We start from the raw sequence: 12,361 nt of genomic DNA on the forward strand, positions 1-12,361 counted from the left end.
GCATGGAAGAGCCCCGGCGCCCTGGGGATGAGCCTTCCGGCCCCGTCGGGGGGGCACGGCGGCGTCACTTTTTCCTCCGGCGCGACCGGCATCCCCTGAATGAGGGGCACCGCCGCGGGCGAATTCCGGAGTTTCTGGGCGGTTACGTCACGTCACATCGATACATTCGCTCACTCGAACGAGATATCAGGGAGTTGCGGTGAGATCGAATGTTTTTGTCAGCCTGTTGGCATCAGGCGCCCTGGGCATGAGCGTCATGGCGGGCCCGGTCGTCGCCCGGGCCGCCCCGGTGGTGGAAGTCGGCATGAACTGCACGGTGGCCGATGGCTGGTGGTCGCTGGACCGTGAGCGGCCGGTGCAGCCCGAGCCGGTCAAGGTGGTGGCGATCAAGGCGCTGACCACCGGCGCGCCGGGGGCCTGGGTGCAGCCCTCGCGGGGCAAGCTGACCGAGCACCAGCTGCACATCGCGCTGGACCGCCTCAGCGAGTGCCGCTGAAGGCGGACGGGGAGGGCGCTCCAAGGTCGGTCCGGGAGGGCCGCCGAAGGCGCGCGCCGGCCGGGGTAAACCCGGGTCGTCCGGCGGCGCTGGCTAGAATGCCGGGCTTCACCGCCGCGGCGCGCGCGGCGCAACCCCCTGGGATCCCATGGCCAGCACCACCTCCTCCAAGCATCTGATTCACTTCGAGGGGGGCAATGCCCTCTCGTCCTTCCGGGCCGCGGCGCTGCTGGCGCGTCTGCAGGCCGTCAGCGACCGCATCACCGCGGTGCATGCCCGTCATGTCCACTGGGTCTGGACCGACGCGGCGCTGGACGCGCAAGGCCGCGACAAGCTGGCTTCGCTGCTGGACTACGGCGACCGCTACGACGGCGCCACCGAGGGCGCGCTGATCGTCGTCGCCCCGCGCCTGGGCACGCTGAGCCCCTGGGCGTCCAAGGCCACCGACATCGCCCACAACTGCGGCCTGGCCCTGCACCGGGTGGAGCGCGTCACCGAGTTCCGCCTGACGCTCAAGTCCGGGCTGCTGGCCGGGCTGACCGGCGGCGCCAAGCCGCTGACCCAGGAGGAACTGCTGGCCTGCGCCGACCTGCTGCATGACCGCATGACCGAAAGCGTGCTGCTGTCGCGCGAGGACGCCGCCCACCTCTTCGACGACAAGCAGGCCCAGCCGCTCGCGCACGTGCCGGTGCAGGCCCGCGGCCGCGCGGCGCTGGAGGAAGCCAACGGCGCCTGGGGCCTGGCGCTGTCCGACGACGAGATCGACTACCTCGTCGCCGCCTTCCAGAAGCTGGGCCGCGACCCCAGCGACGTCGAACTGATGATGTTCGCGCAGGCCAACAGCGAGCACTGCCGCCACAAGATCTTCAACGCCCAGTTCACCATCGACGGTGAAGCGCAGCCGCTGTCGCTCTTCGGCATGATCCGCAACACCGAGAAGGTGTCGCCGCAGCACACCGTCATCGCCTACGCCGACAACGCCGCGGTGATGGAAGGCCACGCGATCGAGCGCTGGATGGCGGCCGGCGATCGCCGCGCGCCGAAGTACGAGGCCCGTGCCGAGACCGCGCACGTGCTGATGAAGGTCGAGACCCACAACCACCCGACGGCCATCTCCCCGCATCCGGGCGCGTCCACCGGCGCCGGCGGCGAGATCCGCGACGAGGGCGCCACCGGTCGCGGCGCCAAGCCCAAGGCCGGCCTGACCGGCTTCTCGGTCTCCAACCTGCATCTGCCGGGCCTGAGCGAGCCGTGGGAGAAAGACCCGGTCGGCAAGCCCGCGCACATCGCCAGCGCGCTGCAGATCATGACCGAGGGGCCGCTGGGCGGCGCGGCCTTCAACAACGAGTTCGGCCGGCCCGCGCTGGGCGGCTACTTCCGCGTCTTCGAGCAGGACGTCGACGGCATCCGCCGCGGGTACCACAAGCCGATCATGATCGCCGGCGGCCTGGGCGCGATCCGCGCCGACCTCACCAAGAAGATCCAGTTCCCCGCTGGCTCGCTGCTGATCCAGCTCGGCGGCCCCGGCATGCGCATCGGCATGGGCGGCAGCGCCGCCAGCTCGATGGCCGCGGGCACCAACACCGCCGACCTGGACTTCGACTCGGTCCAGCGCGGCAACCCCGAGATCCAGCGCCGCGCGCAGGAAGTCATCAACCATTGCTGGGGCCTGGCCGAGCGCAACCCCATCCTGGCGGTCCATGACGTCGGCGCGGGCGGCATCTCCAACGCCTTCCCGGAACTGGTCAACGATGCCGGCCGCGGCGCCATCTTCGACCTGCGCAAGGTCCCGCTCGAGGAAAGCGGCCTGGCGCCCAAGGAGATCTGGTGCAACGAGAGCCAGGAGCGCTACGTCCTGGTGATCGCGCCGGAAAGCCTGCCGCTCTTCACCGCCATGTGCGAGCGCGAACGCTGCCCCTTCGCCGTCGTCGGCGTCACCACCGAGCAGCGCGAGCTGGTGCTGGAGGACGGCCCGCAAGGCGAGCGCGCCATCGACATGCCGATGGACGTCCTGCTGGGCAAGCCGCCCAAGATGCACCGCGACGTGACGCGCGTGGCGCGCTCGGGCGGCGCGCTCTCGCTGGACGGCGTCGACCTGGCCACGGCCGCGCGCACCGTGCTGCGCCACCCGACGGTGGCCAGCAAGCGCTTCCTGGTCACCATCGGCGACCGCACCGTCGGCGGCCTGAACCACCGCGACCAGATGGTCGGCCCCTGGCAGGTGCCGGTGGCGGACTGTGCGGTCACGCTCTCCGACTTCAAGGGCTTCAGCGGCGAGGCCATGAGCATGGGCGAGCGCACCCCGCTGGCCGCCGTCGATGCGCCCGCGTCCGGCCGTGTCGCGGTCGCCGAGGCCATCCTCAACCTGCTGGCCGCGCCGATCGAGCTGCCGCGGGTGAAGCTCTCGGCCAACTGGATGGCGGCCTGCGGCGAGCCCGGCGAGGACGCCGCGCTCTACGACACCGTCAAGGCTGTCGGCATGGACCTGTGCCCCGCGCTGGGCATCTCCATCCCGGTGGGCAAGGACTCCTTGTCGATGCGCACCCGCTGGTCCGAGGACGGCGTCACCAAACAGGTCACCGCGCCGGTCTCGCTCATCGTCACGGCCTTCGCCTCGCTGGCCGACGTGCGGGGCACGCTCACGCCGCAACTGCGGGACGGCGACACCACGCTGGTGCTGGTCGACCTCGGCCAGGGCCGCATGCGCATGGGCGGCTCGATCCTGGCGCAGACCCTGAACCAGTTCGGCCCCGAGGTGCCCGACCTCGATGATCCCGCGCTGCTCAAGGCGCTGGTGGCCGCCGTCAACGAGCTGCGCGGCCAGGGCCGCCTGCTGGCCTACCACGACCGCAGCGACGGCGGCCTCTTCGCCGCGGCGCTGGAGATGGGTTTTGCCGGCCAGCGCGGCGTCAGCCTCAACGTCGACATGCTGGTCACCGAGGGCGACGGCATCAGCGACAGCCGCGCCGAGATGGGCGACTCCAAGAACTGGGCCTCGCAGGTCAGCGCGCGCCGCGAGGAACTGACGCTCAAGGCCCTGTTCAACGAGGAACTGGGCGTCCTGCTGCAGGTCCCCACCGCCGACCGCGACGCCGTCCTGCAGACGCTGCGCGCGCACGGCCTGTCGAAGATCTCGCATGTCGTCGGCAAGACCAACGACACGAAGCAGGCCGAGGTCTGGCGCGACGCCAAGAAGGTCTTCGCCGCGCCGCTCAACGAGCTGCAGCAGGAATGGGACCAGGTGTCCTGGCGCATCGCCCGCGATCGCGACAACCCTGCCTGCGCGGACCAGGAGCATGCGCTGGCCGGCACGCCCGGCAAGGGCCTGCACTGGCTGCCGACCTTCGACGTCAAGGAGGACGTCGCCGCCCCCTTCATCGCCAGCGGCGTGCGCCCCAAGGTCGCGATCCTGCGCGAGCAGGGCGTCAACTCGCATGTCGAGATGGCCTACGCCATGGCGCAGGCCGGCTTCGACGCCTACGACGTGCACATGAGCGACCTGCAGGCCGGCGCGGTCGACCTGAAGGACTTCAAGGGCTTCGTCGCCTGCGGTGGTTTCAGCTACGGCGACACGCTGGGCGCGGGCGAGGGCTGGGCGCGCTCCATCCTCTTCAACCCGGTGCTGAAGGCCGCGTTCGAGGCCTTCTTCGCCCGTCCGGACAGCTTCGCGCTGGGCGTCTGCAATGGCTGCCAGATGCTGGCGGCGCTGTCGCCGATGATCCCGGGCGCCGAACACTGGCCCAAGTTCGTCCGCAACCGCAGCGAGCAGTTCGAGGCCCGCCTGGCGCAGGTCGAGATCGTCGACTCGCCGAGCATCTTCTTCACCGGCATGGCGGGCAGCCGCCTGCCGATCGCGGTCGCGCACGGCGAGGGCTTCGCGGACTTCTCGCAGCGCGGCAATCCCGACCAGGTGCTGCGCGCGATGCGTTATGTCGATGGTGACGGCCAGCCGACCGAGCAATACCCGCTCAACCCCAACGGCAGTCCGCAGGGCCTGACCGCGGTCACCACGGCGGATGGTCGTTTCACTGCGCTGATGCCGCACCCGGAGCGTGTCTTCCGCAACATCCAGATGAGCTGGACCGGTGGCGACGCTGGCCAGTTCAGCCCCTGGATGCGGATGTTCCGCAACGCCCGCAAGTGGGTGGGCTGAACACGCCCCCTGAACCCCACGCGCCAAACGACGCATCAATCGACGCATCAATCGACGCGCAAGACAAAGGGCCACGCTCACGCGTGGCCCTTTTCATTGGCTGCTCCGACCTGCGCGTCACGCCTTCCGGGCTCTCCCGCACGCCCCTACCGCCAAACCGTGGAAGTAGGCTGATGTGTCGGTGTATGGGGGAAGGGTTTTCGCGGCGGAGCCGGGAAAATCTTTCCCCCATGCGGACCCAGAGAGAGGGCAGGCGGAGAGCGTCCTCTCACCCCGCCACCACCCCCGCCAGCAGCTCATACGACCGCCTGCGCGCCGCCGCATCGTGGACTGCGCAAGCGACGATGAACTCGTCCGCCCCGGTGCGTTCGAGCGTCGCCGCGAGTCCTTCACGCACTGTCCGCGGCGACCCGACGATGGATTCCGACAGCATGCGTTCCACCGCCAGCTGCTCGCCCGCGGTCCACAGGTCGGCCATCTGGTCGACTGGCCGCGGCAGTGGTCCGCGCTGCCCGCGCTGCATGCCGAGGAAGCGCTGCTGCAGCGAGGTGAACAGGCGCTGCGCCTGGGCATCGGTATCGGCCACGATGACGTTCAGCCCGACCGCTGCGTAGGGCTGGGGATGCCGGGCGCTGGGCCGGTACTGTGCCCGGTACATTTCGAGCGCCTGCATGAGCATCGCCGGCGCGAAGTGTGACGCGAACGCGAACGGCAGGCCCAGGTAGGCCGCGAGCTGCGCGCCATAAAGGCTCGACCCCAGCAGCCAGATCGGCACTTCGGTGCCCTGACCCGGGATCGCGCGCACGACCTGGCCCTCCTGCTCGGGCGCGAGGTAGGCGGTCAGTTCCAGCACGTCCTCGGGGAAGCGGTCTTCGTGGGCCGTCGACAGGTGACGGCGCAGCGCGCGCATCGTCGGGCCATCGGTGCCGGGCGCGCGGCCCAGCCCCAGGTCGATGCGGCCGGGGAAGAGCGTCGCCAGCGTGCCGAACTGCTCCGCGATGGTCAGCGGTGCGTGGTTGGGCAGCATGATCCCGCCCGAGCCGACCCGGATCGTCGAGGTCGCTGCCGCGATCTGCCCGATCAGCACCGCGGTGGCCGAGGACGCGACGCCGTCCATGTTGTGATGTTCGGCGACCCAGTAGCGCGTGTAGCCGAGCCGCTCGGCGTGCTGCGCGAGCGCGATGCTGTCGTGGAGCGCCTGGGCGGCGGTGCCGCCCTCGACGATGGGGGCGAGGTCGAGGATCGAGAGACGGGGATGCATGGCCGCGGAGTCTAGGCGTGGGTCCCGGACCGGGGCGGCGGCAGGGTTATCGCCGGATGGGGTAGGGGCGGTGGCCCGTCAATCGCTGCCGAGCTCCGCCTGCACCTGCCGCGTCTTGCCGCCGTTCCACACCGTCAGCGTGACCTTGTCGCCGACCCGGCGCTCCTCGAGCTCGCTGAGCAGCTCGTCGAGGTCGGCCACCGGCTTGCCGTTCACCGCGGTGATGACGTCGCCACCGACGATGCGCCCGTCGCGCCCCCGCATGAAGGGCTGCAAGCCCGCCCGCTGCGCGCCACCGCCGGCCTGCAGGCCGATCAGCACCACGCCCTTGGGCAGGCGCAGCACCTGGCGCAATTGCTCGGTGCCCGCGGTCAGCCCGAGCGCCGGGCGGATCACGCGGCCATGCTGGATCAGCTGCGGCACGACGCGGTTCACCTCGTCGGCGGGAATCGCGAAGCCGATGCCATTGCTGCCGCCGCTGGGGCTGAAGATCGACGTGTTCACGCCGATCAACCGGCCCGCCGAATCGAGCAGCGGCCCGCCCGAGTTGCCTGGGTTGATCGCCGCATCGGTCTGGATCGCGCCGCGGATCGTGCGCTGCGTCATCGACTCGATCTCGCGATTCAGCGCCGAGACGATGCCGCGGGTGAGCGTCTGGTCCAGCCCGAACGGGTTGCCGATCGCGTACACCGTCTGGCCCACCAGCAGCTCGCGGCTGCTGCCCATCGGCACCGGCTGCAGTTTCTCCCGCGGCGCGGCGATGCGCAGCACCGCCAGGTCGCGGTCGGGATCGACACCGACCAGCGTCGCGTCATACGCGGTCTGGTCCGACAGCGTGACCTTCGCCGCCGAGGCGCCGCGGATCACATGGAAGTTGGTGACGATGTGACCACGCTCGTCCCACAGGAAGCCCGAGCCGGTGCCGCTGGGCACCTCGGTCACGTTGCGCGAGAAGAAGTCGCGTTGCTGCGCCAGCGTCGTGATGTGCACCACCGATGGCGACACCTTGCGGAACACCGCGATGTTGTTCTGCTCCTGGGCGTCGAGCGGGCCGCGCGGCGTCACCGGGCGCGGTTGTTGGGCGAAGGCCCCGGTGGCGAGGAAGAGGGTGGCAAGCAGGAGGATGGGCGTGCGGCGCATGGCGCGGGATTATGGAGCGCTGGCGCGTTTGCGGGACGCTCCCGTCCTGCGGAGGCCCGGGCGTTGGCCGCCGATGCATGGGGCACCGGCGGCAAGCGCCGGTACCCCACGCATCACCGTCCCCGATCACCGAGATTCTTCGACGACATGCGATGGCGGACTGCGGCAGGGGACTGCGGTGGGGCGGACTGCGGGGGCAGATGTCGGGTCATTCGGGCGCGGCCATCGTCGATTCGATCCAGTCCTGCTTGCGGCGCAGCGTCTCGTCGTCGTCGGCGAAACGGCGCGCGATGTCCTGGAACTCGTCCTGGATGCGCAGGAAGGCGTCGACGACCTCCGGATCGAAATGGCTGCCGCGGCCCTCGACGATGATCGCGGCCGCGTCGCCATGGGGCATCGCGTCCTTGTAGACGCGGCGGCTGATCAGCGCGTCGTAGACGTCGGCCAGCGCCATCAGCCGCGCCGACAGCGGGATGGCCTCGCCGCGCAGGCCCTCCGGATAACCGGACCCGTCCCATTTCTCCTGGTGGCCGTAGGCGATGTCCTTGGCCGTGGACAGGAAGGCGACCGGCGTGCCGAGCTGGGCCTCGGCCTGCGCGATCGCGTCGCGGCCCAGCGCCGGGTGGGACTTCATGATCTCGAATTCGTCCGGCGTGAAGCGTCCCGGCTTGAGCAGGATGCGGTCGGGGATGCCCACCTTGCCGATGTCGTGCAGCGGCGCCGACTTGAACAGCGTGGCGATGTACTCCGGCGTGAGCAGCGCCTGCCAGCGTGGATGCCCGCGCAGCGCCTGCGCCAGCGCCTTGACGTAATGCTGGGTGCGCCGGATGTGGTTGCCGGTGTCGCTGTCCCGCGTCTCGGCCAGCGAGGCCATCGCCAGGATGGTCACGTCCTGGATCGCCGCCAGCTCCTCGGTGCGGCGCGCGACCTCGGCCTCCAGGTAGGCCGCCTTGTCGCGCAGGAAGTCCGCGCTGGCCTTGAGCCGCAGGTGTGTGCGCACGCGCGCCATCACGATGGGCGGGCTGATCGGCTTGGTGATGTAGTCGACCGCGCCCAGCGCCAGTCCGCGCGTCTCGTCGGCCACGTCGGAGCGGGCGGTGAGGAAGATGACCGGCACGTCGCGTGTGGCCGGGTCGGCCTTGAGCCGCTCGCAGACTTCGTGGCCGTCCATGCCCGGCATCATCACGTCGAGCAGGATCAGGTCGGGCCGCGGCTCGGCGCCGGCGATGCGCAGCGCCTTCTCGCCGTTGTTGGCGATCTTGACGCGGTAGCGGTCGCGCAGCAGCTCGCTCATCAGCGCGAGGTTGTCGGGCGTGTCGTCGACGACCAGCACGGTGGCGCCGTCGGTCGGGTCGGAGGGCGGCGCGGGGTGCGAGGTCATGCGGGGCTCCCGGACGACGTGGGATCGGTGTCGGCCTGGCTCGCGGGACCGCGGCGGCCGGTGGCATCGGCGCGGACCAGCACGAGCGCGCCATCGAAGTCGAAGCGCTGCGCGGCGTCGGCCGCGCGGCGCAGCGTCCGCAGCCGGGCGGTCGGCAGCGGCAGGCGGTCGAGCAGGGCGCCCAGTTCCTGCCCCGCGTCAGCGGCGCCGGAATCGCTGTCCTCCAGCAGGGCCTCGAGCCGCGCCAGCAGCGCGTCGAGCCCGGCCAGCGCCGCCGCGTCGAGCACCGCCGGCGCCGTGGCCGAGGGGGCAACCGGTGGGGCAGCCTGCAGCATCGCCTCGCGCGCCAGGTGGCGACCCAGCGAGACCAGCAGCGCGGCCAGCAGCGATTGCGCGCGGATGAGCAGCGGGTCGCGTTCGGCCGCGGGCTGGCGCTGCGCGCAGGCCTGCTCGAGCGCCCCGGCCGCCGCCGCCAGGGGCCGCGCGCCCAGCGTGCCCGCGGCGCCGCGCAGGGAATGCGCCAGTCGCGTCATCGTCGTGTGGTCGCCGGCACTGGCCGCCTCGGCGAAGCGCGCGGCGAAGTCGCTCTGCGAGTCGTGGAAGGTGCGCAGCAGCTTGCGGTAGAGCGTGAGGTGGCCGCCGGCGGTCGCCAGTCCCGCCTGCACGTCGAGTCCGGCGATCTGCGGCAGGCCGTCGGCTCGCCCGGCGACGGTGGCGGCCGCGGCGTTGGGCGAAGCGGCGGCGGCTGCGGCGGAGGTTGAGGCGGTGGACGAGGAGGCCGCGGACGCGGGGGCGGATGGGGCGTCCGCATCGCGGCCCGCCGGACGATCGTTGCCGCGAGGGTCCCGTGAGCCGTCCGGCGCGGCCTGGCCGCCCGGGCCTTCCTCGGCAGTCCCCAGCGTCTGGCTGAGCGCCCGCCGCGTGTCGATGCGCCGGCCCGCGCCGGAGCGGGTGTCCATCGGCAGGTCCGAGGCCGGCATGGCCGGGCGGACCCAGCGCGCCAGCACCTCGAACAGCAGGTCGACATTGAGCGGCTTGGGGATGTGGTCGTTCATGCCGGCGGCCAGCACCTTCTCGCGGTCGCCGCTCATCGCGTTGGCCGTCATCGCGATGACCGGCAGCGTGCGCCAGCGCGGATCGGCCCGCAGCGCACGCGTGGCGGCGTAGCCGTCCAGCACCGGCATCTGGCAGTCCATCAGCACGCCGTCGAAACCGTCGGGCGTCGCGGCCAGCAGGTCCAGCGCGACGCGTCCGTTGGCGGCCAGGGTGACATGCAGCCCCGCGTCCTCGAGCAGCGCGGCCGCGAGTTCCTGGTTGAGCTCGTTGTCCTCGGCCACTAGCACGCGCGCGCCGGCGAGCCGGCGCATCGCCTCGCGGGCGGTGTCGCGGCGGCGCTGCGCCGCGGGCGCGGGCAGGTCGGCATGGCCCAGGGCCTCGCCGATCGCGCTGAGCATCGACGAGGCGGTGACCGGCTTGGTCAGCAGCACCGGCCGGCGCTGGGTGCCGGCCCCGGCCAGTGCCGCGGTCAGCGAGTCGTCGCGGCCGAAGGAGGTCACCAGCACCACCGCCGGCGGCGCCTGCAGCCGGCCGTCGCCGAGCTGGCGCGTCGCCTCCAGGCCGTCCACCACCGGCATCTGCCAGTCCATCAGCACCAGCGCGAAGGGCTGGCCCTCGGCCTGGGCCTGTTCGGCGTCGCGCACCGCCTCCGCGCCGTCGGCGGCGGTGGTGACGTCCAGCCCGAAGCTCGCGCCCAGCGTGGAGAGGATCTCGCGCGCGGCGCGGTTGTCGTCGACCACCAGGGTGCGCAGCCGCGCCAGTTCGTGCGCCATCAGCGCGCGCCGCGCCGGCAGGTCCGAGCCCTCGGGCTGGAGCGCGAAGCGCGCGGTGAAGTGGAAGGTCGAGCCCTGGCCCGGCGCGGACTCGACCCAGATGCGGCCGCCCATCATCTCGACGAGCTGCTTGCAGATCGCCAGCCCCAGGCCGCTGCCGCCGTAGCGGCGGGTGGTGGAGCTGTCGGCCTGGCTGAAGCTCTGGAACAGCCGCGCCTGCTGCTCGGGCGTCATGCCGATGCCGGTGTCGCGGACGCGGAAGTGCAGCTCGACCTCCGGCGTGGCGAGGGCGTCCAGCGCCGCCGCCTCACGCGCGCCGAGCGCGACCGACTCGATGCCGACGATGATCTCGCCGCGGTCGGTGAACTTGGCGGCGTTGTTGCCCAGGTTGACCAGCACCTGGCCCAGCCGCAGCGGATCGCCGATCAGCGCGGTCGGCAGGTCCGGCGGCACGTTCAGCAGCAGCTCCAGCCCCTTGTCCTCGACGCGGAAACCGATCAGGTTGACCAGGTGGTCCAGCACGTCCTCCATGCGGAAGGGCACCTCCTCGAGGCTGAGCTTGCCGGCCTCGATGCGGCTGAAGTCCAGGATGTCGTCGATGACGCCCAGCAGGTTCTCGGCCGAGCGGTGCACCTTCTCGATGTAGTTGCGCTGGCGCGCGTCCAGCCCGGTCTGCAGCGCCAGGTGGGACATGCCGATGATCGCGTTCATCGGCGTGCGGATCTCGTGGCTCATGTTGGCCAGGAAGTCCGACTTGGCCCGGGTGGCCTCCTCGGCATCCTCCTTGGCCTGGCGCAGCGCGTCCTGGGCGCGTTCGCGGTCCTCCAGCAGGGCCTCGAGCTGGCGGTGGTGCGCCTGCAGCTCGAGGTCCTTGCGGTCGCGCGCCGCGCCGTGGGCCAGGCTGCGCAGCGAGGCCGCCAGCAGCCCGAAGGCCAGCAGCGCCACCAGCGCCGCGATGCCCACGCGGGTGGCGGTGGGCTCCAGCGCGTCCAGGTCGCCCAGCAGCACCAGCCGCCAGGGGCCAGAGGGGTCGTTCCAGGCGACCTCGGCCTGGGCGGTGGCGTGGCGGGCGCCACCGACCGAGACCGTCGGCGCGCGCGGCTCGAAGGGCAGGCTGTGCGCGCGCGCCGGATCCTCGAAGAGCTTGCCGTACTGGCCGCTGGCGGTCAGCGTCTTCGAGCGCTCGGCCGTCGCGGCGCCGTCCAGGCTCATGCGCCATTCCGGCCGGCTGGCGGCGAGCACCACGCCCTGCGGCGAGACCAGCAGCGCGCCGGCGTAGCTGCGGGTGTCGAGGAAGCGGTCGAGCGTGTCGGCGTACTGGCGGGCGGCGATCACGCCGATGATCTCGCCGCTCTGGCCGGGCTGGCGATAGACCGGCGCGGCCAGCCAGAAGGCGCGCTGGCCGGTGGTGATGCTGATGCCGGCGAAGACGTTGGGCTGGCCGCGCATCGCCTGGCGGTAGTACTGGCGGAAGGCCACGTCCAGGCCGATCGGGGACACGCCCTCGTCGTCCCAGGCCGCGATGATGCGGCCGTGCGTGTTGACGACGTAGGCCAGCTGCGCGCCGACGCTGGTGCCGATGACCTCCAGCGTCTCGAAGGCGGGGCGGTTGCGGCGGGCGGCGTCGGTGTCGGTGAGCGCGGCGGCGTTCTTGAGGTCGGGATTGAGCTGGCCGGCCAGCACGACCGCGCCCATGCCCTTGCCGGTCAGGGTCAGGCCCTGCAGGGCGAGCGCCTCGCGCTGGGCGGCATTGGCCAGGGCGTGCCGGAAGTCGTGTTCGAGCGAGCGCCGGTGCGTCTCGCTCGCGGCGATGCCGAGCCCGAGCGCCACGACGGCCGCCAGCAGCCACGCGGTCCGGCGATGTCTCAGCAGCCAGTCGGACACACGACCCATCCCTTTCCCTCCCTGGAAGGCCCGGTCGGAGGCCGCCGGGCCGTGATGGATGAACGCCGGGGCAGTGTAGGGGAGGCGGCGCGGGGCGCAAGCCCTGAACTGGCGCGGGAAGGCCGGGCTTTCACCGACGTGCGGCGCAGGACGCAGCGCCGCGCCCGGATGGCGGGCGGGTGATGGCCGTCGGGCCGGACGCGGGCTCGTCCTACAG

At 71.9% G+C, this 12,361-nt stretch carries 6 protein-coding genes; 2 read left to right on the forward strand and 4 right to left on the reverse strand.

Features of this window, described 5'->3' with window-relative positions; all coding sequences use genetic code 11:
• Positions 1-247 precede the first annotated feature (247 nt).
• Positions 248-496 carry a hypothetical protein gene (locus FHT38_RS06770; protein ID WP_091723783.1) on the forward strand — a complete coding sequence of 83 codons (249 nt, stop codon included), beginning with the start codon at positions 248-250 and terminating at the stop codon, positions 494-496.
• A gap of 148 nt (positions 497-644) precedes the next feature.
• A complete protein-coding gene (gene purL, locus FHT38_RS06775) occupies positions 645-4,649 on the forward strand; it encodes a phosphoribosylformylglycinamidine synthase (RefSeq protein ID WP_183490829.1) in 4,005 nt (1,334 codons plus the stop codon).
• A gap of 268 nt (positions 4,650-4,917) precedes the next feature.
• Here the strand turns inward: purL and FHT38_RS06780 are convergent, their stop codons facing one another.
• From FHT38_RS06780 to FHT38_RS06795, 4 genes are all read right to left on the reverse strand, one after another.
• A complete protein-coding gene (locus FHT38_RS06780; protein WP_147241601.1) occupies positions 4,918-5,910 on the reverse strand; it encodes an LLM class flavin-dependent oxidoreductase in 993 nt (330 codons plus the stop codon).
• Between the two features lie 78 nt (positions 5,911-5,988).
• On the reverse strand, positions 5,989-7,050 hold the full coding sequence (locus FHT38_RS06785; RefSeq protein WP_183490831.1) for a S1C family serine protease: 1,062 nt from the start codon (positions 7,048-7,050) through the stop codon (positions 5,989-5,991).
• Between the two features lie 208 nt (positions 7,051-7,258).
• On the reverse strand, positions 7,259-8,431 hold the full coding sequence (locus tag FHT38_RS06790) for a two-component system response regulator (protein WP_183490833.1): 1,173 nt from the start codon (positions 8,429-8,431) through the stop codon (positions 7,259-7,261).
• Positions 8,428-12,153 carry a response regulator gene (locus tag FHT38_RS06795; RefSeq protein ID WP_255488621.1) on the reverse strand — a complete coding sequence of 1,242 codons (3,726 nt, stop codon included), beginning with the start codon at positions 12,151-12,153 and terminating at the stop codon, positions 8,428-8,430. The genes FHT38_RS06790 and FHT38_RS06795 overlap by 4 nt, the downstream gene beginning before the upstream one ends.
• Positions 12,154-12,361: the final 208 nt, after the last annotated feature.

This window comes from Mitsuaria sp. BK041, from assembly GCF_014193085.1.
GTDB lineage: Bacteria > Pseudomonadota > Gammaproteobacteria > Burkholderiales > Burkholderiaceae_C > Roseateles.